The sequence below is a fragment of the Alteribacillus iranensis genome (assembly GCF_900113025.1).
GTDB lineage: Bacteria > Bacillota > Bacilli > Bacillales > Marinococcaceae > Alteribacillus_A > Alteribacillus_A iranensis.
Window position 1 is genome coordinate 158,250 of sequence record NZ_FONT01000003.1, and the last position, 20,746, is coordinate 178,995.

The following is a 20,746-nucleotide window of genomic DNA, read 5'->3' on the forward strand; positions in this document are numbered from 1 at the left end:
GGGTGCGAACAATGCCCCACTTTTTCTCAAATAAACGGCTTATTATTTTAATGGTTAGCATCATTGTATTAGTAGCGCTCATCGGCTTTTCTATGAGAGACCGGGAAGCCGCAACTTGGCCGGAACGTTTTATCCGTGATACCGTTGGCGTTGCTCAATCTGTGTTCAGCCAGCCCGCTCATTTTGCAGCGGGTTTCTTTGGGGACATAAGAGACCTTTTAAACGTCTACGAGGAAAATAAACAGTTGAAAGCCCAGCTTGATGAATATGCTTCGTTATCTGCCGAATTAGATAGCGTCAAACAAGAGAATGAGACTTTGAAAGAAATGATTGACGCTGAAGAAAGCTTAACGGATTATGTAATGAGAACAGCTCTCGTTATCCATCGAGCGCCAGACCAGTGGACGGAAACTATCGGGATTAACAAAGGTGAAAATGATGGTGTAAAGAAAGATATGGCAGTCGTCACGGCGGAAGGGTTGATTGGAAAAGTTGAGACCACGTCTGCCTTCACTTCTACCGTACAGCTCTTGTCTGACGGCAACCGGTCCAATCGAGTATCTGCTATGGTTAGTACGGAGGAAGACCCGGTTTACGCGTTTATTGAAGGTTGGGACGAAGAACGAGAAGGTCTTATGCTTCGCAAGATCGAATCGCACGCGGACATTGAAGCAGGTCAAAAAGTAATAACATCTGGTCTCGGAGGCGTGTTCCCGAGAGGGTTATCTATCGGTGAGATTGTAGAAGTAGAGGCCGATGAGTACGGGCTAACGTACAATGCACTTGTTAAGCCTTCTGCTGATTTCTATAACATCGAGCAAGTCAATGTGATTGAGAGGACGAGCGAAACGCTAGACCAAACATTAACTGAGGAGCCAGAAGAAGAGGAAGAAGAGGAGCCGGTTGAATTAAATGAAGAAGATATAGGGGGAGTATCATGATTCGTTTTGCCCTTCCTTTTATATTGTTTCTTCTTTTTCTTTTAGAAGGTACTTGGTTTCAAGTATTTGTTTCGCCCTCTCTCTTCGAAAATGCAGTGCTCGTTCCTCGATTTACTCTCATTGCTATCGTGTTAACAGCTATCTTTCGCGGCCCGCTGACCGGTGTGATTGTAGGTGCAGCAACTGGTTTACTTTACGATTTTGTGTATACTGATTTATTAGGCATTTATATGTTCAGTCTAGGTTTTACTGCGTATATCAGTTCATTTACGTATCATGCTGTTCGTGTGAGCTATGCGTGGCAAGTGATTATAATTCTTGGTGCTATATTCGTGTTTGAATGGATGACATATGGTCTTTATTATGTCATTGGATATACTGAAATAATCTTTGAAGAATTCTTTATTATGCGTCTTGTACCTTCCTGGATACTGAACGGCGTCGTTGCTTTATTCCTACTTTATCCGTTCCGTACATTGTTTCATCGACTGGAAGAATACGAGGAGCTTCAGAAACGTTAACCGTTTATCGTGTTTTTCTGCATGGTTTCGATAAAACGTGGCAGGAATTTAAAAGTTCTGTGTGGAAGGTAAGTACAACCGTCGAAAAGGTGATGATTATGGCGCAACTCGCAGAGGTGAAAGCAATGAATACAGGGCCTGCTAAAAACCTTGTTACCATAAAAGGGACGAAAGAAGGTCTGACTGTTTTTCTTAACGACCAATGTTCTTATGATGCACTAACGGAAGAGCTGAAAGAAAAAGTAGCTCGAGACCACCAGGCATTTGGCAATGGCCCTGAAGTAGAGGTAAAGGTAGACGTCGGTTACCGTTTTTTAACAAAGGAACAAGAACATCAAATAATAAGTCTGCTTGAAGAAGCGGATCCGATAAAAGTAAAAGAGATCCAGACGGAAGTGATCAGCCGGGAAGAAGCCCGGAAAGAAAGGGAAGAAACAGGGATCACTTCTTATTCTCAGATTATCCGTTCTGGTCAAGATATTCGGGTAAAAGGTGATTTATATCTTTTAGGTGATGTAAACCCGGGAGGTACGATTCAGGCAACAGGGAGTATTTTTGTACTTGGTACTCTGAAGGGAACTGCTAGAGCAGGAATTGACGGAGATTTACGAGCAGTCGTAGGAGCTTCAGTGATGGATCCCCACCAATTGTCCATTGCGGGAACGTACTTCCATGCTCCAGAGCGACATGAAAAAAAAGAAAAAGGACCATTATATAAAGAGCCTGTGTTTGCATACATAAGTGAGAGGGAGAAAGAAATTGCTTTTGAAAAGACACGGCTTTTATACCAAATGAAACGTGATATAGAAAAGGATTAACCACGTGAGGTAAGAACTGGGATAGATAGACCGGCCCGGCCGCCTATATTCATCGCGGCTGCAGGGGCTTTTTTCGCTTTTCGTATTGGGAAGGAGGAATTGCAGTGGGAGAGGCAATTGTAGTAACATCTGGAAAAGGTGGTGTTGGGAAGACGACCACCTCGGCTAATATCGGTACGGCCCTGGCGCTACAAGGAAAAAACGTATGTCTGATGGATACAGATATTGGACTCCGTAATCTGGACGTAGTAATGGGGCTTGAGAATCGTATTATATATGACCTGGTTGATGCGGCAGAAGGACGATGCCGTGTCAAGCAGGCTCTCATCAAAGATAAACGTTTTGATTGCCTTCATTTGCTGCCCGCAGCCCAAACAAAAGATAAATCTGCGGTTAACCCAGCTCAGATGAAAGCTATAGTAGACGAGCTAAAACCTGATTATGATTACATTATTATAGATTGCCCGGCAGGGATCGAACAAGGATACAAAAATGCAGTCTCAGGAGCAGATCAAGCTATTGTTGTAACGACTCCGGATACATCTGCCGTAAGAGATGCTGATCGGATTGTCGGTTTGCTGGAACAAGAAGACATTGATCCGCCTAAGCTAGTCGTTAACCGAGTAAGAAGCCAGCTCGCGAGCCAAGGTGACATGCTCGATGTAGATGATGTCGTTTCTACATTAGCCATTGATTTACTCGGAATGATCGTTGATGATGAAGAAGTGATAAAAGCGGCACACCGCGGGGAGCCAATTGTCATGAATCCAAACAGCCGTGCGTCCCTAGGTTATAGAAATATTGCTCGGAGAATTCTTGGAGAATCTGTACCACTTATGGCAGTGGAAGAGAAAAAGAGTTTTTTTGCTAAAGTGAAAAGTATGCTCGGATTAAAAGCATAACACCTGTCTAAAACAGCCGAACGAAAAACGTCGGCTGTTTTTTTCTTGCTATGTAGGAAATGATACATTGACTTTTGTTCCTTGTCTTAACTGAAAATTTTGTTTTTTCATATCTGTATGGTATAGTAGGTATATCAACCTCACATGTTATACAGTCTGCTTTTTCTATTCAAATAACCTCCATTTTCATCTCTCATTTCGCGCCAATTCACGTATGAAATACAGGGAACTGGAATAAAATAATAAAACCACATACAACAGTTCAAGTCGGAAGAGTACAGAGCCCATGTCAAGTAAAATTCCTGAATAGCAAAGGAGGGACTCTGGATGACCACTTCGTATGATAATATGTTAACGGCGGAAGAAAAAGAGCAAATGGACGAGCTGAGGGAAAAAGCGATGCGATCAGATAGCGAAGTCTATATGAAGCAATATACTACACAGATGGCTCTTTTATATGAACGGGCCCGTTTACGTAGAGAAAAAAGCCACACTTCATAAGAAAAGCGCAAGCGCCTTGGCTTGCACAGGAGGTGCTGACTTTTGCGTTATACACAGGACGTGTATGTTTTTAGCAAAAGATCATTCAACTATGGGCCTCCGAGCGAGTAGGCGCTGGAGCTAGACATCACTCCATGAATGTTATAATTTCTTATCTCATAAAAAAAGCAGCCAGGAATGGCTGTCTTTTTTGTGTATAGAAGCTATGACGCATCGCAGTTCGTAGTCCCTTCGCACGATCACTCTGTATATATTACGCAAATAGCAATGCCTCCTGAGCAAGTCAGGTCACTTTTATTTTCGTTTGTTCCAATACTGTAAGGGTGACGTCTTGGCCTCAGTAAGAGGCATATAAGACATTGTCAGTTGGCGGTTGTCACGGGCTTTTCCTAGTTCTTCATACATGAAGGTGGAAGAAAAACCAACTTCGTTTGCCTCTTCTATGGATTCCGCATAGTACACTTTCTGAATTCCCGCATAATAGATTGCAGTTAAACACATAGGACACGGTTCTCCACTTGCATACATGATACAGTTACTTAAATCGTTTGTTTGAAGTTTTTCTTGGGCTTTTCTGATTGCAATCATTTCCGCATGCCCACTTACATCGTACGTAAGGTGTAATTCATTCACCCCTTCAGAGATAATGTTCCCTTCCATCGCCAAGACAGCCCCAAATGGTTGTCCTCCTTGTTTTACATTGTGAACGGCTAGTTCCACAGCTCTTGCCATAAACGTATCCATTGTCACAGTCCCTCCTTTCTCGTATGCCACTCTTGCTTATGTCCTTACATGTGTTTTCTCTATTATCATAACAAGCTACGGAAACAATGTCATAGTCCCATACCCCTATCTCATATAATGAACGGCAAGAGAAGATAAACAAGCTAGAAGGCGATAGAAACATAGACAAAGGAGGAAATCGAATGGCTAGAAATATGAATAAGATACGAAGACAATTGGAAAGCAAACGAAAAAAAAGGCCGTTAAGAAATAAAGAAGGCGAAGCAAAGTATACGTTTTACCCTCACCACGCTGATGCACCTTACCATGAGCCTGAATTTTATAAATGGCAGGAGTGGGATAATAAAAAGTCTGTGGACAAGCCGGAGGTAAAGCAAAATGGAGCATGGATTCTGCAGAGTTTAGCGGCGGTTACATTATTTCTTCTCATCGGTATTTTATTTCAGACAAATCATCCCGCTCTCGAAGGAGCAAGGTCGTTTGTTGCGACATCTTTTGAGGAAGAATTTCCGTTCGCAGAAGCAACAGCATGGTATGAGGAAACGTTCGGTAGTCCCTTAGCGTTTCTCCCTTTCCAAGATAGTTTAGAACGTCCTGTTGCCAAAGAAACACCGGAGCAAGTCACACCGCTTGCTGTACCTGTATCAGGGACGATTACGGAATCCTTTTCAGAGAACGGCAAAGGCATTGTTTTAAATACTGGAGAGAAAGAAACAGTGGAAGCTGTGAAAGGGGGAGTGATTATTCATGCTGGACCTCATGAAGAATGGGATTTAGCGGTAGCTGTGCAACACTACGAAGGCGGGGAATCATGGTATGGACTGCTTGACCAAGTGGATGTAAAACTCTATGATCACGTAACGAGCGGGACAACAATAGGGAGAGTGAGCGGCAAAGAGGAAGAGGGCCGTTATTCACTAGCTATGAAAGAAAAAGGAGAATATATAGATCCGGCGGACGTGATTTCGATTGAGTAATTATGAGAAAACGATCTTTCGATTCCATCCTTTATTTTGGGTGATAGCCGGGATTGCAGTGTTTACCGGCTTTTTTTATGACTTATTGCTATTGTTTCTCATCGTTCTAACTCACGAAATGGGACACGCGGCAGCAGCTTTCCATTTTAAATGGAGAGTGAAAAAGATAGAATTGCTCCCGTTTGGCGGGGTGATGGAAACATCAGAGAATGGAAGCCGGCCGCTTCACGAGGAAGTAATGGTAGCAGTTGCTGGGCCGTTTATGCATATACCGTTGATATTGCTCTCTTTTTTTCTCGTTTCTTTTCACTTCTGGCAGCCCGCTGATCATACGATGTTTCTTCATTACAATCTTGTTCTGCTTTGCTTTAACTTGTTGCCGATATGGCCTTTAGATGGAGGGAAGCTTCTGCAAGCTTTTCTCTCCTCACGGTTATCCTTTTATCACGCCCAAAAAGTGATGTGGAAAATGTCTTGTTTTTTTTTATGTACTGGTGCAGCACTGTTTTTTTATCTTTTTCCCTACCATTTACAAGCATGGATGCTGTTTCTCTTTTTTATCATCGTGCATTACACAGAATGGAAACAGCAGCCGTATCGATTTTTTCGATTTTTACTCGAACGAGAAAAAAAAGCCCATCCCTCACCTCACACGTTACCTGAGGAAGAGAAAATAATATCGTTTTCAGAAAGCCCGTGGGATGTAGCCAAAAAGATTCGTTCGAACCGATATCATCAGTTTTTAATGAAAGAAAATGGACAAACTGTACCTGAATCTTATATCCTTGAAGCAATCATATCAGAAGGAACAGGCAGGACTCCTGTGAAAGAACAATTATCTTTCTTCAAAAAGTAGCGGGAATAAATGAGGTGCAGTTATGTATGAAATTATTTGTAATACAGCGACGACAGAAAAAAGAGCGGCAGTAAAGAAGAATGGGGAACTGATGGAGATACGGATTGAACACCCGGATGATAACCGGATGGCGGGAAATATTTATAAGGGAAGAGTTAAAGATGTCATCCCAGGCATGGAAGCAGCTTTTGTAGATATAGGACGTGAGAAAAATGGTTATCTTTCCCGCAATGAATTGATTAGTTACAAAAGTAGCAGAGACCCCGACACTGAGAAATCAAGACGAAGTATATCAGAGTTTATTACAGAGGGACAAGAAATCATAGTTCAAGTAACGAAAGAAGAATTCGGTGACAAAGGGGCGCGTTTGACTGAAAATGTGACCATTCCTGGAGCGTATACTGTGTACATGCCTGCGGGCAGTTATATAGGAGTTTCCAAACGAATGAGTACAGAAGAGAAGCGGGAGAGGTGGCGTCAAAAAGCAAAGAATATGCTTTTGGGTGATGAAGGAATCATTATTCGGACGATGTGCGAGCATATCTCAGAAAATCTCGTGAAAAAAGACCTTCAATATTTGAGGGAAGATTGGGAAGAAACATTGAGAAAAGCGCAGCATCAGCAGCCTCCTACGCTTATTTATCAAGAGAGCGGAATATTAGCACGTCTTCTTCGTGATTACCCAATAGAAAAGGTAGATACCATGTGGCTTGACCATCAGCCGGATGTACAATATATGAAGAGGTTTGTACGTGACCACGAGGAACATATAAAGAAGATGAAATATTACACGGAGAAAGAAAATATCTTTTCTAAAAAAGGTGTAGAAAAACAGCTGGACCGAGCCTTGCAGCCTAAAGTCTGGTTGAAGAGCGGCGGATTTATCATCATCGAGCATACAGAAGCTATGACCGTAGTAGACGTGAATACCGGACGATTTACAGGAAAAGCGAATCTAGAAGAAACGATTCGAAAAACAAATATAGAAGCTGCAGAAGAAATTGCACGCCAACTGCGGCTGCGTGATATATCAGGGATCATCATTATAGATTTTATTGATATGAAGGAAGAAAAAAATAAAGATCAAGTCTTGTCGACGTTTCAACAAGCTCTAAAAGAGGATAGAACCACGACTAACGTGAGAGGTTTTAGCCCGCTTGGTTTAGTAGAAATGACAAGGAAGAAAGTGAGACGAAGCCTTGCGGATACGATGTTCGAAAGTTGCAAAACGTGTCGGGGAGGAAAAGCACTGTCAAGAAAAGCACTGGTCTTCAGGCTGGAACGCCTCATTCATGAACATCGGGAGGAAGAGGCAGAAGCGCTAGTAATTGAAATTCCTGAACGTGTGATCCGGTGGCTGGAGGAAGAGACGGAACTCGTGAATAAATGGCAAGAGCGTTATTCATTTTGTATCTACTTGTGTGCCCATGAAAGTCATGAATCGATAGACATCCGTTTTATGGGCGGGAAAAAAGAAGCAGAAGAGCGTGTAGAGAAATGGCCAGGTTTATGCCTGGAAGTGTAATTGACACAGGAATAGCCGTATGGTATGATTTCTTTTGTTAGTTGTTTGGTTTCGCACCCAAACTACAACCGCGCATATGCAGGTTATAAGTCCAATAGAGGCACCTGCATTGGCGAGTCTGAGTCATAGGAGGTGCTCGAATGTACGCAATCATTGAAACTGGCGGTAAGCAAGTGAAAGTGGAAGAAGGTCAAGAAGTTTACATCGAAAAGCTTGATGCTTCTGAAGGCGATGAAGTAACTTTTGATAATGTTGTATTTGTAGGCGGGGATAACGCAAAAGTTGGTGCGCCATATGTCGACGGTGCAAAAGTAACTGCGAAAGTGGACAAACATGGACGCCAAAAGAAAATCACTGTGTTCAAATACAAGAGAAGAAAAAATTATCGTCGTAAACAAGGTCACCGTCAGCCGTATACAAAAGTTGTTATCGAAAAAATCGAAGCATAAAGGCTGTCGAGTATGATTAAAGTGAATGTAGAACGAGATGAGAGTAGAAGCATTCATACCTTCTCCATGTCAGGACATGCAGATTCTGGTCCCTATGGTTATGATCTTGTTTGTGCTGGAGCATCAGCTGTGTCATTTGGAGCGGTCAATGCGATTGCGGTTCTCTGTGATACAGAACTGATCATAGATATGGAGGAAGAGGGCGGCTATCTTCACTGCGCTGTGCCGGCCAATATAAGCGGGCACGTCAGGGAAGAGGTGCAGCTGCTTCTCGAAGGGATGCTTGTTTCACTCCAAACGATCGCCGAACAATACGGTGAGCATATAACCATCATAGATTGATAGGAGGTGAGCACGATGTTGAAACTAGACCTTCAGTTTTTCGCTCAGAAAAAAGGGGTAGGTAGTACAAAAAACGGACGTGACTCCATTGCGAAGCGCCTTGGTGCGAAGCGCGGCGATGGACAATTCGTAACTGGCGGCTCCATTCTTGTACGTCAACGTGGTACTCGTATTTACCCTGGAGAAAACGTTGGTAAAGGCGGAGATGATACGCTCTTCTCTAAAGTCGATGGTGTTGTGAAGTTTGAACGCCTCGGTAAAAAACGTAAGCAAGTGAGCGTATATCCAAAAGAAGCATAATACATGAAAAAACCAGGATGAGGAAATCTCTTCGTCCTGGTTTTTTTGATGTGAAATAACTGCCTATTTGCCTTGGAACTTTGGTTGTCGCTTTTCCTTAAATGCTTCTAGAGCTTCGAGACGATCTTCCGTAGGAATGATTACTTCATAGGCTTTGGATTCAATGGCCATTCCTGTCGAGGAATCTACGTTGCTGCCATGATGAATCGCATATTTTGCCTGAATGACAGCTAGAGGGCCATTTTGCATGATTTCCTCAGCAAGCTCCTTTGATTTTTCTATGACTGCGTCAGAACGAGTTACTTGATTCACTATTCCTAGATTTTCAGATTCTGCTGCAGGAATGCGCCTCGCCGTTAAAATTAATTCTTTGGCTTTAGAGGGACCTATTAGTTTTGTAAGACGCTGAGTCCCACCACCGCCAGGGATAATAGCCATGCTTACTTCGGGCAGACCTAGTATGGCATGTTCTGCAGCATACCGAAAATCACAGGCGAGTGCTAATTCAAAACCACCCCCTAATGCATATCCGTTTATAGCAGCGATGGTGGGTTGCGGAAGCTCCTCTATCATTGTAAATACAGTCCTGATTTTATTCACATTTCGTCGTACTTCTTTTTCAGTTAAAGTCCGTCTTTCCTTTAAATCAGCTCCCGCACTGAATGCTTTTTCTCCGGCTCCCGTTATGAGTACCATACGGATGTCACGATCTGTTTGTATTTGCTCTACGGTTTCTTCTAATTCACAAAGGGTTTCATAGTCAAAACAATTCAGCCGCTCTGGCCGATTGATTGTAATAGAAGCTAAATGACCTTCTCTTTCCAACAGTATTTTATCCAATGAATGTCCCTCCTATGATTCTTCGACTGGTACAAAATAATGATTTTTACGATAAGCGAGAGCTTCCATGGTAGCAACGAGCTCATTATCGCTCATAATGTTTATTTTATACCAACTTGTTCGATGATTTTTCTTTTCTTCCTTTGCTTCTGCTCGGAGAGTCGCTCCCTTATAACCGGCGGCCATAAAATGAACGGTGGTCGACAGCCCAACAGAAGTTTTGCCGTAAGAATTACAGGCTGCCGCAAAGACATAGTCAGCGATAGCGAAAATAACAGCACCATGTACCGTGCCATGGGAATTTAACATATGGTTCTGAACTTCTACTTCAGCCGAAGCCGTACCTTCACCGATTTCTAAAAGTTCAATACCGAGAAATTGAGCATAAGGTTCGTTTTTTAATACGTTAAATATTTCTTCTTTATGTTCCTTATGCATTTCCTTGTCATTGATCGCTTGTTTCACAGAAACGCCCCCTTTTAAAAGTAATTAAATGTAATATAACAAATTTTAAACTGTCGTTTCAATATTATTATACATATAATTTCAGAAAATTTCACCTAATGTTAAAAGATAGATGATATAATAAAAATTGAAGTAACGTTATTAAAATGACATACGAAAGAGAATAGCAAGAAAGGAGAAGGAAAATGAAAGAAGGCTTGTATGTAGGATATAAAGAAACAATGACATTTACTGTAACAGAGGAAATGTTTGCTCAATTCGGCGGGGAAGTGGTTCATCCGACATATTCTACAGCAACGATGGTATATCACATGGAATGGGTATCAAGGAATATTATTTTACCTTTTTTGGAAGAAGGGGAAGAGGGAATGGGAGCATCAGTTAATGTTAAGCATCTGGCTCCTTCTCCACTGGGAACGACAGTTAGGGCAGAAGCTGTAGTGACGAAAATCAAAACTCGTTCTATTACAACGTCAGTAGTATTAATGAATGGAAAAGGAAAAATAGGGGAGGGAGAAGTAAAGCAAGCATTGATGCCCAAAAGCTATATAGAAGAGCAGATTCGTAACCAAGACGTTCAAAAAAAAGAATAATATTATAACAAAATATAGAGAAACCGATGAGTGGGTCATCCGAAAGATGAAGAACCAGCCGGTTTCTCTTCTGTATGAAAAAAAGAACGTATACTATTTCGCTTGAGATTCACATCAACCGAGCTACTAGTGACACACTATGTCTCTCTACACAGACGTTACCCATTGCGTCGACTCTATCCAAAAGCGGAGTTAGATAGAAACAGAATGCTCATTTGCGGGATCGCCATGGAAGGCTTCCGAAGATTTTTTGATAGAATCTGTTGGGCACCCGTCTATTGCATCTTCTAAATCCTCTAACAACTCTTCATCAATTGGTGTGTTTCCCTCATTGTTGTCTCCAATAAAGTAGGAGAGACCTTCGTCATTATAATCAAATAGATCTGGAGCGGAAGCCCCGCATGCCCCGCAAGAAATACACGTTTCTTGGTCCACCATCGTATAAACTTTCATTGTAAAACCTCCAATTTAAAAATAATATAACGTTTAATAAACGTAATTTATTTTATTGTTATATAAATAGTACAAAATTAGAAAAACAATGTCAATAAATTTTTAAAAATGAAACAATAGGGAGCTGAAATTCTTTAAGAGGAGAGACAACGAAAGAAATAAAAGAGAGGAGTCGTGCTAAGGTTGAGAGAGGGAAAGTTTGTTAGAGTGAAGGGCATCTAAAGCGGAACGTACCCCACATGTACGATAAAAAAAGAATGCCACTCTGCAGGAGAGAAGCATTCGTTTATAGAAAGATAAGTAAGATAGTATAACATTCATGGAGTAATGTCTAACTCCAGGCGCCATCGCTCGAGGCCGCTTCAACCCTTCTCTTGGCGGCAAGCCTCCTCAGGCCCACACGACGTGGGTCAGTTCGACGTTGTCACAGGAACTCCGCAGGAGGCGGTGGCTTCTACGTTGCACACACGATGTGTGCGGTTTTAGTAGAAGTACCTCTGCAACATAGTCGAACTTCCTTCTCCAGCGCTTGTCGCCGATAGGCGGACGCCTTTCGCTTTTCTTACTGTTGGTTAACACGAGGGCTGATTAACGGGTGATCCAAATAGTTATATTCATTATCTTTCTTCCAGTCAGGATTGCCTTGTTCAAATACCGATTCAAAAAAGCGAGTAGCAGGCTCAGCAAGAGTACGGTAATAATCAGCAAACAAAGCAGCTGCTGAATCACCCAGCCAATTTTTGGGCAGAAGCTCTTGAGGGAGTCCCGGATCAACAAACAAAAACTTTCGGTATTGATGAACAAGCATTGTCCGCTCTACGAAACAAGCGCCATCGCTCATTTCACCTTTTTCAATTTTACTTTTATCAATAACATATTTTTGACTGTATTCTTGAATAAATTGGGAGTATAAGTCATTGATCTCCTCTAAATCCCAACATTTCCGTACAAGATCTTCATGATCTTTCATCCCTTTATGAGAGGCTACAAAATAATTGACGTAGTCTTCAATATCATATTTATCGATAAGTCTGTGGATTTGATCATCCAGCGGGTTTGGCGTAATCCAACAGCTGTTTGATAATAGCCCAAATCCACTCCATACCAATTCTCTTCTCATTTCATCACGTATGTGACGCTTTTCCTCAGGGATCGTATAGACAAGGATCCGCCAATTACCATCCCAAGAAGGGGATTCTAGCTTATAAATTCGTTTTGCTGCTTCATCCATACGAAGACGACCGCGCTCTGTTAAATAATAGTAACTTTTATTGCCGTGTTTTTCCGACTCTACCCATCCTTGTTTACTCATTCGTGAGATGGCAGCACGAACAGATTGCTCGTTATGACCAAATTCTTTTAAAAGGCGTATTAAGCTTCCTATCCATATTACATTGCCATAGTAACGGATATAATCACCATATAAAGTAAAAATCATCGAACGTGTATTAAACGTCTTTTTCATATTCTCTCCATTCCTTTTTGAAAATCCTCTGTTTTTTCATGGTTCGTTCTTACATATAACAAATAAAAAACTTCGGTAATTTTAATGATACACTAAAAAAACGGAGAGTTCATGTATTTAGTACAAATATAGCGAAAGTATTCTAAAACACTCGAATCATGGTGAGTGAAAAACGAATCTGTATCATGCCTTGGCGGAATGTAGCTAAAATAATAAGCTTCTTTAAAAGAGAAAAGTGGTAAATGGAGCGGTGATTTGGCTCTACCGAGAGTTATACCCGTTTAAGATAGCTGGGTGAGAAACGTTTTACTGCGTAATTAGCTCGTTGTGGATACAGGTGTATCTCGATTGTCGATAATGCGTTTTGCTTTTCCTTCCGATCTAGGTAGAGAGCGAGGTTGTTCGAGGCACACCTCCATCGTAACGAGTGCCTGCTTTTTTAATGCTGATTGAATTTTATTCATTAGCTGAAGGGCAGCCGGCTGCTCGAAGCTTTTATCAGGAAGAGCATTGTAGAACTTATCATTTACTTCGACATGGAGTTTCGCTTGGTCTAAGACGCCATTTTTACACAAGTGAATTTGATAATGAGGGACTAATTCTTCGATTTGTAATATGCAGCGCTCGATCTCCGAAGGGAATACGTTAACTCCTCGAATAATAAGCATATCGTCAATACGCCCTTTTACACGAGACATCTTAACTGTCGTACGGCCACAGGAGCAAGGCTCTCGTGTAATGGAAGCTATATCACCGGTGCGATAACGAATGATTGGCAATGCTTCTTTCGTTAAACTTGTAAATACGAGTTCTCCTGTTTCTCCTTCCGGAAGAGGCTGTAACGTTTCGGGATCAATCACTTCGGTGTAAAAATGATCTTCCGCGATATGGAGACCGTCTTGACAGTCTTTGCATTCCATGGCTACGCCTGGTCCCATTACTTCACTTAAACCGTATATGTCCATTGCTTTCATATCAAACATTTTTTCGATCGAAGCTCTCATTTCTTCGGACCATGGTTCTGCCCCCAAGATGGCATATTTTAAAGAAGTGGAGGAAGGATCAATTCCCATCTTTTTCATTGTCTCTCCGATATTTAACACATAGGAGGGGGTAGCACAAATGATTCTTGGTTTAAAATCTTGGATAAGAGTAATTTGTCTTTCTGTATTCCCGCCTGAAATGGGAACGGTAGCACAGCCTATTTTCTCTGATCCGTGATGAAGGCCGAGCCCGCCTGTGAAAAGACCATACCCGTAAGCGTTATGAAGAATATCCCCTCTTTGTCCTCCAGCCATGTAAATGGCACGTGCAATCAATTCCGCCCAATTTTCGATATCATTTTTCGTGTAAGCTACGACAGTAGGCTTTCCACTAGTACCAGAAGAACCATGCAATCGCACGACATCATCAATAGGCACAGCAAGCAAACCAAAGGGATAGCTCTCACGTAAATGATGTTTTTTAGTAAAAGGGAGGTTTTTGACATCGTCCCAGCTTTGTATATCTTGAGGAGTAATCCCGTGTTCTTTAAATGTTTCATTGTAAAAAGGGACTTTATTATAGACACTTTCTAATGTGTTCTTCAGGCGCTCCCATTGCAGCTCCCTCATTTCCGCTGTACGTAGCGTTTCTTCCTGATTAAAAACAGCCATGTTGTCCTCTCCTCCTTATGATATTATTTTTACGCTTTATTTAATTTTGTTATGTATAAATTACCCCTCTATGAAAACGGTGTCAATAGTTTATTGAAAATTTAATATTTATAAAAAATATCATAATTACCTTTTTTAATTAAGGTTTAGTAATAATTAATACGGTGTTTTTAAATTATTTTAAAATTCTATATTGCAGATAATATTACATTATAATATAATAACGTTAAATAAACGTAATGAGAGGTGAGCTTGTTATGTATAACCTCGTGGAGCACGGTATATATACAAAGGAAAAGCCGGAAGAAGACCAGGAGAAGTATAAAGAGTTTATGGCAAGAATCGAAGCAGGAGAGAAAATAGAAGCGGATGATTGGATGCCTGATGAATATCGGCAAACCTTAATAAAACTTATATCGATGCACGGAATCAGTGAAATTATGGGAGCGCTACCAGAGAAAGAATGGGTACCAAAAGCTCCTACCTTGAAGAGAAAATTAGGTATTATGGCAAAGGTTCAAGATGAAATGGGGCATGGACAGCTATTGCTGAGAGTGGCCGAAGACTTAATGGCTCCTTATGGAAAAGACAGAGGAGACGTAATGGAAGATTTATTAAAAGGAGATTTAAAGTTCCATAATGTTTTCCATATGCCGACGAAGACGTGGGCAGACGCTGGGGTAATCGGCTGGCTGGTTGATGGAGCTGCAATTATCTCACAAACAAATATGTTGGATGCCTCCTACGGACCTTATCAAAGAGCGTTACAGCGTATATGTGCAGAAGAAGTTTTTCATGCCCAGCACGGAGAAGCGATCATTATGGCATTAGCGGAAGGGACGGAAGAACAGCGAAAGATGCTGCAAGATGCAGTCAATCGCTGGTGGCCAGCGCTTCTTATGTTTTTTGGTCCTGCGTCTGCTGAGACAACTGGATCGTCGAAACAAGAAGTGACGACAAAATATCGGATTCGGAAAAGCTCTAACGAAGAGCTTCGCCAAGCCTTCTTAGACAAGTATTTACCGCGAGTGTTTGCACTTGGTTTAAGTGTGCCGGATGAGACCGTTCATTATGACAAAGAACAAGAACGATGGGTTTACCAACAGCCTGATTGGAATGAATTTAAAAATATCATCAACAATAAAGGACCACGGTCTCAGGAAAGGCTGCGCTTAAGAGAAATCGCTTTTAAAAATAATGAATGGGTAAGGGAAGCGCTTGCACAACCAGCGATATCCTAATAATAAGGAGAGGAGAGACACCAATGGCCGATAAAGAAAAGATAAATACTTTCTACAAAAAATATGAAGTGTTTAGTAAGAAAAATGATAAGTCCCCTGTCCAGCATCAATTCAGCCTTCTTGCTCCTAATGCCGAAATGGCTCTTAATATCGCACAAGAGAATTTTATGCGTCGTGAAAATGTGATCGATGTATGGGTTGTCCCCCGGAATGAAATCCGGTCCATGACAAGTGAAGAACGGAAACAATGGACGAAACGACTCGATAATAAAGATTACCGCACGACAAAAGGATACGGCTATTTGAGAAAGAAATGGCGAGAGAAAGAACAAGGCATGTTAGATGAAAAAGAAATTTTATCTTGGAAAGAGGTGAAAAAGAAATGACTGCCATCGAAACTCCTGAACAAGCCAAGCAGGATCGAACGTATCATGAAGCGTTAGTTGATCTGGTTTATCAATTTGCTGATGATGATTTTATCATTTCATTTCGAGGGTCGGAATGGCTGGGACTTGCACCTCATATTGAAGAAGATGTGGCATTTTCCTCCATTACTCAAAATACAATGGGTCATGCTTTTCTATTTTATCAGCTTCTGGAAGAGTTGGGAGAAGGGGACGCAAACTCACTTGCGCATGATCGTCGTCCGAGTGAACGAAAAAATGCTGTATATTTTGAGAAGAAAAACGGGCAAGGGACGTATTTAGAAGAACCTTACTATGATTGGGCACTAACTGTTGTTCGTCAATATTTATATGAGACTTTTAAAAAAGTGAAATTGGAGGCCGCAGCAAAGAGCTCCTATCAACCTTTGGCAGCAACCGCCCAAAAAATACTCATGGAACAGACTTATCATTTAGCACACTGGAAAATGTGGGTAACTCAGCTTCAGCATGCGACACAAGAAGCAAAAGTACGTATTCAATCGCGTGTAGAGGAAGCTTGGAAGGAGTTCGGGGACGCATTGGAGTTAGGTTCAAAGGCAATAGACATGAAGAAACTTGGTTTATTGTGCGGGGAAGATGAATTAAAACAAAAGTGGCTCCAAGAGGTGGAACAACATGTCGCATCCGTTCCAACCACTCCATTAGAAAAATGTCTAGGTAATGGCAGGGCAGGTGAGCATACTGAAGATTTGAAACAGGCCATAAACACGCTGTCAGAAGTGTACCAAAGTGATCGTGAAGCTGTCTGGTAGGAATGATAGGGGGAGTAGTGATGCATAAACAGCAAAGAGTAATAGAAATCAAAGAAGTATTAAAAGGCGTGGATGACCCTGAACTTCCTTCGGTAGGCGTATTAGATTTGGGAATGGTCCGAGATATTCAAGTAGACAGTGAACAACGAATAGAAGTGACAATGGTGCCCACCTTCGCAGGTTGTCCTGCCTTAGATATCATTGAAAACAATGTTAAAAAAGCAATAGAGGAGCTCGACTGGGTGACGGGTTGCAGCGTAACGTTTTCTTTTTCCTTAAAATGGTCCACCGATGCCATCACACAGAGAGGGAAAGAACAATTGAAGAAACATGGTATTTCCCCGCCACCCGAGAATTACAAGCCGGGAGAAGAGTGGCGTGTCAACTGTCCTTATTGCAACTCTTCTTACACTTCTATGGAAAATATTTTCGGTCCAACCGCCTGTCGTAGTATTTTATATTGCCGCGCATGCAAGAATCCGTTTGAAGCGATGAAGCCGGTCATAGAACATTCTATTACTTGAAAAGAGAAAGGGGTAATTACAATGGTTAAACTCATTGCGCTTTACAAACAGCCGAAAGATAAAGAAAAATTTGACGATCATTATTTTAACGTACACACTCCCATCACGAAAAAAATTCCAGGGCTCCGTGACATGAAAGTAACAAAGATTGTTGGGTCACCAATGGGAAAAACAGAATATTATCTTCTTTGTGAAATGTTTTACGACGACCATGACTCTTTGCAAAAAGCGATGAAAACAGACGAAGGAAAAGCTTCTGGAAAAGATGTAATGGAGTTCGCTGGTGATCTGGTTCATCTAATGATTGGTGAGGAAGTTCAAGATGAAGCATAAATTCATCCAGGTTCGTAACGAAGGAAGAATTGGAATGATTCAGCTCCATCGACCGCAAGTGATGAATGCACTGAACCGTACAATGATCGATGAAATTGTTCAACAATTAGAATCCTTTGACCAAGATTCATCCATAAGAATCATCGTTTTATATGGAAATGAAAAGGCTTTTGCGGCAGGGGCGGACATCGAGGAGATGAGGGGGGAATCTCCTCTTTCATTGGAGCTCCTGGATCCATTTGCAGTATGGGATCGTATCTCTCTAATAAAAAAGCCTGTCATTGCTGCAGTAAATGGCGTCGCACTTGGAGGAGGTTTTGAGCTGGCTCTTCACTGTGACCTTATCATTGCAGCCGAGGATGCTTCTTTCGGATTTCCAGAAGTGAAACTCGGTGTTATGCCGGGAGCGGGCGGGACACAATTTTTAACAAAAGCGATGGGGCAAGCGAAAGCATTAGAGTGGATATGGCTTGGGGACCCAATGAGTGCTTATGAAGCGGCTCATTATGGGATTGTTAATCGAGTGGTCCATCCAGAAATGGTCATGGAAGAAACAATGAAGCTTGCCACACGTTTAGAAAAACAAGCCCCGATATCACTTCGTCTTATTAAGGAAGCGGTGAAAAGAGCAGTAGACAGCCCCCTAATGGAAGGAAAGCAATTTGAGCGTAAAAACTTTTATATTGCTTTTGACTCACGGGATCAAAAAGAGGGAATGGAAGCTTTTTCTGAAAAAAGGCGTCCGGACTTCAAGGGGGAATAACAATGAAAGACCATTACCATACAATCGAGTACTACGTGGAAAACAAGGTGGCTACCATTCGATTGAATCGCCCGGAAGCGTTTAATGCATTTACGGCAGAAATGAATAAAGAAATCATAGATGCTTTACGTTATGCAGAAAAAGATAGGGATGCTAGGTGTATTGTAATGACTGGGGCGGGGAAAGGTTTTTGTGCAGGGGAAGATTTAGGAGGAGTGGACGAAAATACGAACCATGCTGACTTTCTTAGAAAACGTTATCATCCTATGGTAAAAGCAATCAAGAATACGTCCAAACCGATTGTCGCCGCTGTGAACGGAACAGCGGCAGGAGCAGGGATGAGTCTAGCTTTAGCAGCAGACTTTCGTTTAATGTCTGCGGATGCGAAATTTATTAGCGCTTTTACAAATATTGGTCTCCTTCCTGATTCGGGCTTTTTATATATGCTTCCACGTATCGTTGGGTATGCGAAAGCGATGGAGATCGCTGTTCTCGGTAAACCCATTCATGCGAAAGACGCGTATGAAATAGGGCTAGTCACAGAAGTGTACGAACCTTCTGAATGGGATGAAAAAGTGAAGGAGTTCGTAACGTCTCTTGCACAGATACCACCCAAATCATTTTCGTTGATTAAAAGATATCTGCTCGATAGTATGCACGAGCCGTTTTCTCATTTTCTTGAAAAAGAAGCACAGGCTCAAAGAATAGCTGGTCTTACAAAGGATCATATAGAGGGCTTGAACGCATTTAAAGAAAGGCGAAAACCGGAGTTCATGGGAGAATAAATAAAGGAGTGATTATGTGGCTAAAGCAGTCAAGACACCAGGCATTACAGAAGTAGGTGAGTTAACACGAAATCATTATTCCATGATTATAAATGGTGAGCGAGTGGAAGGAAGCAATGATGAAGTGTTTGAGACGTTTAACCCAGCCAAAGGGGAAGTACTCGCCACAGTGGCAAAGGCTACGAAAGAAGACGCAGAAAAAGCTGTACAAGCTGCACGACAATCCTTCGATCACGGCAAGTGGAGGAAGTACCCCGTAGGAAAAAGGGCAAGAGTGTTAAATAACATTGCTTCCATTATGAGAGATCGATTCAAAGAACTAGTGGAAGTAGAAGTGCTAAACAGTGGTAAATCTGTTGGTGCTGCCCAGGTACAGATTAACCAATCTATTGAAGACTTTGAATTTTACGCAGGAGCTATTGTTGGCCACCGAGGTCATGTCAACAATATGCCTAACGGTTTTTTCAATTATACACATAAAGAACCGGCAGGGGTGTGCGCCCAAATTATTCCATGGAATTATCCACTTATGATGGCGGCTTGGAAAATCGCGCCGGCCATTGCTGCAGGATGCTCTGTAGTGGTGAAACCAGCAAGTCTCACACCGGTAACGGCTCTTCTTCTTAATGAGATCTGTCATGAAGCCGGTGTGCCTGAAGGGGTTGTCAACACTGTGACTGGCTCGGGAAAAGTAATTGGGGATTACCTCGTAGAACATAAGGATGTAAATAAAGTGGCGTTTACTGGATCGACTCCGACAGGAAAAGATATAATGGCAAAGGCTTCTGGTACACTGAAGCGCACGACACTTGAGCTTGGAGGAAAATCTCCTAACATTGTTTTTGATGATGCGGATATGGAAGCAGCGGTCGCCGGCTCGTTATTCGGTATTTATTTCAACACAGGTCAATCCTGTGAAGCACGCTCCCGTATGTTTGTCCACGAACACATTTATGAAGAATTCATGGAGCAATTTATCGCCAAGACGGAAAAATTACAATTAGGAGATCCGTTTGATAAAGGGACTCATCTTGGCTCTATTATTAGTCGGGACCAACTAGAAGTGATCGACAGCTATGTACAGTCAGCTAAAGAAGAAGGAGCCACCATTGCCACAGGCGGGAAGGAAAAGAAGGTGGAAGGTTTTGAAAACGGTCATTGGTACGAGCCGACGGTGATTACGAATGTTACACCTGACATGAAGGCAGTACGCGAGGAAATTTTTGGTCCTGTAGTGGTGGTGGAAACATTCACGGATGAAAAAGACGTCATTAAGCGTGCGAATGACACGGAGTATGGGTTAGGATCGGCTGTTTGGACGACAAATCAAGCAAGGGCTACGAGAGTAGCACACCAAATTGAAGCGGGTGTTGTCATGGTTAACTGTCCGTTCTCTGCATTTCCTGGCACTCCTTTTGGTGGCTATAAGCAATCGGGATATGGGAGAGAATTGAGTGTAGAAACATTAGATTTATATATGGAGGATAAAAGTGTCCTCTCTTACTATGGGCCAAAACCGTTAAACCCGTTCGGAATTTAATAGGTGAGAAGGAGA

The 20,746-nt window shown here is 42.0% G+C and carries 26 protein-coding genes and 1 other annotated feature; of the genes, 20 read left to right on the forward strand and 6 right to left on the reverse strand.

What is annotated here, in order from left to right; all coding sequences use genetic code 11:
• Positions 1 to 11: 11 nt before the first annotated feature.
• The 5 genes from mreC to BM095_RS16550 all read left to right on the forward strand — a co-directional run bounded on the left by mreC (position 12) and on the right by BM095_RS16550 (position 3,683).
• Positions 12 to 941 carry a rod shape-determining protein MreC gene (gene mreC, locus BM095_RS08470; RefSeq protein ID WP_091660256.1) on the forward strand — a complete coding sequence of 310 codons (930 nt, stop codon included), beginning with the start codon at positions 12 to 14 and terminating at the stop codon, positions 939 to 941.
• On the forward strand, positions 938 to 1,462 hold the full coding sequence (mreD, locus tag BM095_RS08475) for a rod shape-determining protein MreD (protein ID WP_091660259.1): 525 nt from the start codon (positions 938 to 940) through the stop codon (positions 1,460 to 1,462). Before mreC ends, mreD begins: the two co-directional genes overlap by 4 nt.
• 98 nt (positions 1,463 to 1,560) lie before the next feature.
• Positions 1,561 to 2,280, forward strand: a complete 720-nt coding sequence (gene minC / locus BM095_RS08480) for a septum site-determining protein MinC (protein ID WP_177194752.1) — start codon at positions 1,561 to 1,563, stop codon at positions 2,278 to 2,280.
• A 104-nt stretch (positions 2,281 to 2,384) separates the two neighbouring features.
• Positions 2,385 to 3,182 carry a septum site-determining protein MinD gene (gene minD, locus BM095_RS08485; protein ID WP_091660264.1) on the forward strand — a complete coding sequence of 266 codons (798 nt, stop codon included), beginning with the start codon at positions 2,385 to 2,387 and terminating at the stop codon, positions 3,180 to 3,182.
• A gap of 327 nt (positions 3,183 to 3,509) precedes the next feature.
• Positions 3,510 to 3,683: a hypothetical protein gene (locus BM095_RS16550; RefSeq protein ID WP_177194753.1), complete on the forward strand. Its 174-nt coding sequence runs from the start codon at positions 3,510 to 3,512 to the stop codon at positions 3,681 to 3,683.
• Between the two features lie 294 nt (positions 3,684 to 3,977).
• Here BM095_RS16550 and BM095_RS08490 read toward each other — a convergent pair whose 3' ends face one another.
• Positions 3,978 to 4,427 carry a nucleoside deaminase gene (locus tag BM095_RS08490; RefSeq protein WP_091660266.1) on the reverse strand — a complete coding sequence of 150 codons (450 nt, stop codon included), beginning with the start codon at positions 4,425 to 4,427 and terminating at the stop codon, positions 3,978 to 3,980.
• 182 nt (positions 4,428 to 4,609) lie between these two features.
• Between BM095_RS08490 and BM095_RS08495 the strand changes: the two genes are divergently transcribed.
• The 6 genes from BM095_RS08495 (at position 4,610) to rpmA (ending at position 8,876) form a co-directional block, all read left to right on the forward strand.
• A complete protein-coding gene (locus tag BM095_RS08495) occupies positions 4,610 to 5,404 on the forward strand; it encodes a peptidoglycan DD-metalloendopeptidase family protein (RefSeq protein ID WP_091660269.1) in 795 nt (264 codons plus the stop codon).
• Positions 5,397 to 6,260, forward strand: a complete 864-nt coding sequence (locus BM095_RS08500; RefSeq protein WP_091660271.1) for a M50 family metallopeptidase — start codon at positions 5,397 to 5,399, stop codon at positions 6,258 to 6,260. Before BM095_RS08495 ends, BM095_RS08500 begins: the two co-directional genes overlap by 8 nt.
• Before the next feature lie 22 nt (positions 6,261 to 6,282).
• Complete coding sequence (locus tag BM095_RS08505; RefSeq protein WP_091660274.1) at positions 6,283 to 7,785, forward strand: Rne/Rng family ribonuclease; 1,503 nt, start codon at positions 6,283 to 6,285, stop codon at positions 7,783 to 7,785.
• A gap of 56 nt (positions 7,786 to 7,841) precedes the next feature.
• Positions 7,842 to 7,915: a sequence feature (ribosomal protein L21 leader region), on the forward strand.
• Positions 7,916 to 7,925: 10 nt separating this feature from the next.
• Positions 7,926 to 8,234 carry a 50S ribosomal protein L21 gene (gene rplU, locus BM095_RS08510; protein ID WP_091660277.1) on the forward strand — a complete coding sequence of 103 codons (309 nt, stop codon included), beginning with the start codon at positions 7,926 to 7,928 and terminating at the stop codon, positions 8,232 to 8,234.
• A 12-nt stretch (positions 8,235 to 8,246) separates the two neighbouring features.
• Positions 8,247 to 8,576 (forward strand): ribosomal-processing cysteine protease Prp, encoded by a 330-nt coding sequence (locus tag BM095_RS08515; protein ID WP_091660279.1) that lies wholly within the window; start codon positions 8,247 to 8,249, stop codon positions 8,574 to 8,576.
• A gap of 15 nt (positions 8,577 to 8,591) precedes the next feature.
• Positions 8,592 to 8,876, forward strand: coding sequence for a 50S ribosomal protein L27 (gene rpmA / locus BM095_RS08520; protein ID WP_091660282.1), 285 nt, complete (start codon positions 8,592 to 8,594; stop codon positions 8,874 to 8,876).
• A gap of 63 nt (positions 8,877 to 8,939) precedes the next feature.
• Here rpmA and BM095_RS08525 read toward each other — a convergent pair whose 3' ends face one another.
• Both BM095_RS08525 and BM095_RS08530 read right to left on the reverse strand, forming a co-directional pair.
• The gene (locus BM095_RS08525; RefSeq protein WP_091660284.1) at positions 8,940 to 9,716 is read right to left on the reverse strand and encodes an enoyl-CoA hydratase-related protein; all 777 of its coding nucleotides are present in this window, start codon (positions 9,714 to 9,716) and stop codon (positions 8,940 to 8,942) included.
• A gap of 12 nt (positions 9,717 to 9,728) precedes the next feature.
• Positions 9,729 to 10,181, reverse strand: coding sequence for a PaaI family thioesterase (locus BM095_RS08530; protein WP_245757853.1), 453 nt, complete (start codon positions 10,179 to 10,181; stop codon positions 9,729 to 9,731).
• Between the two features lie 185 nt (positions 10,182 to 10,366).
• Here BM095_RS08530 and BM095_RS08535 point away from each other — a divergent pair, with 185 nt between their 5' ends.
• Entirely contained in the window at positions 10,367 to 10,774 is a 408-nt protein-coding gene (locus tag BM095_RS08535; RefSeq protein WP_091660287.1) for a thioesterase family protein, read from the forward strand.
• Between the two features lie 192 nt (positions 10,775 to 10,966).
• Here BM095_RS08535 and BM095_RS08540 read toward each other — a convergent pair whose 3' ends face one another.
• From BM095_RS08540 to paaK, 3 genes are all read right to left on the reverse strand, one after another.
• Complete coding sequence (locus BM095_RS08540) at positions 10,967 to 11,227, reverse strand: ferredoxin (RefSeq protein WP_091660290.1); 261 nt, start codon at positions 11,225 to 11,227, stop codon at positions 10,967 to 10,969.
• Between the two features lie 562 nt (positions 11,228 to 11,789).
• Entirely contained in the window at positions 11,790 to 12,692 is a 903-nt protein-coding gene (paaX, locus tag BM095_RS08545) for a phenylacetic acid degradation operon negative regulatory protein PaaX (RefSeq protein WP_091660293.1), read from the reverse strand.
• A gap of 317 nt (positions 12,693 to 13,009) precedes the next feature.
• Positions 13,010 to 14,347, reverse strand: coding sequence for a phenylacetate--CoA ligase PaaK (paaK, locus tag BM095_RS08550; RefSeq protein WP_091660296.1), 1,338 nt, complete (start codon positions 14,345 to 14,347; stop codon positions 13,010 to 13,012).
• 257 nt (positions 14,348 to 14,604) lie between these two features.
• Here paaK and paaA point away from each other — a divergent pair, with 257 nt between their 5' ends.
• The 8 genes from paaA to BM095_RS08590 all read left to right on the forward strand — a co-directional run bounded on the left by paaA (position 14,605) and on the right by BM095_RS08590 (position 20,731).
• The gene (gene paaA / locus BM095_RS08555; RefSeq protein WP_091660299.1) at positions 14,605 to 15,588 is read left to right on the forward strand and encodes a 1,2-phenylacetyl-CoA epoxidase subunit PaaA; all 984 of its coding nucleotides are present in this window, start codon (positions 14,605 to 14,607) and stop codon (positions 15,586 to 15,588) included.
• A 23-nt stretch (positions 15,589 to 15,611) separates the two neighbouring features.
• Positions 15,612 to 15,974: a 1,2-phenylacetyl-CoA epoxidase subunit PaaB gene (paaB, locus tag BM095_RS08560; protein ID WP_091660301.1), complete on the forward strand. Its 363-nt coding sequence runs from the start codon at positions 15,612 to 15,614 to the stop codon at positions 15,972 to 15,974.
• Positions 15,971 to 16,786, forward strand: coding sequence for a 1,2-phenylacetyl-CoA epoxidase subunit PaaC (gene paaC, locus BM095_RS08565; RefSeq protein WP_091660303.1), 816 nt, complete (start codon positions 15,971 to 15,973; stop codon positions 16,784 to 16,786). Before paaB ends, paaC begins: the two co-directional genes overlap by 4 nt.
• Positions 16,787 to 16,806: 20 nt before the next feature.
• Complete coding sequence (paaD, locus tag BM095_RS08570; RefSeq protein WP_091660306.1) at positions 16,807 to 17,310, forward strand: 1,2-phenylacetyl-CoA epoxidase subunit PaaD; 504 nt, start codon at positions 16,807 to 16,809, stop codon at positions 17,308 to 17,310.
• Between the two features lie 21 nt (positions 17,311 to 17,331).
• Positions 17,332 to 17,643 carry an EthD family reductase gene (locus BM095_RS08575; protein WP_091660308.1) on the forward strand — a complete coding sequence of 104 codons (312 nt, stop codon included), beginning with the start codon at positions 17,332 to 17,334 and terminating at the stop codon, positions 17,641 to 17,643.
• Complete coding sequence (locus tag BM095_RS08580) at positions 17,633 to 18,406, forward strand: enoyl-CoA hydratase-related protein (protein WP_091660311.1); 774 nt, start codon at positions 17,633 to 17,635, stop codon at positions 18,404 to 18,406. Before BM095_RS08575 ends, BM095_RS08580 begins: the two co-directional genes overlap by 11 nt.
• 2 nt (positions 18,407 to 18,408) lie before the next feature.
• Complete coding sequence (locus tag BM095_RS08585) at positions 18,409 to 19,191, forward strand: enoyl-CoA hydratase/isomerase family protein (protein WP_091660314.1); 783 nt, start codon at positions 18,409 to 18,411, stop codon at positions 19,189 to 19,191.
• Between the two features lie 82 nt (positions 19,192 to 19,273).
• Complete coding sequence (locus BM095_RS08590) at positions 19,274 to 20,731, forward strand: aldehyde dehydrogenase family protein (protein WP_091660965.1); 1,458 nt, start codon at positions 19,274 to 19,276, stop codon at positions 20,729 to 20,731.
• Positions 20,732 to 20,746 lie beyond the last annotated feature (15 nt).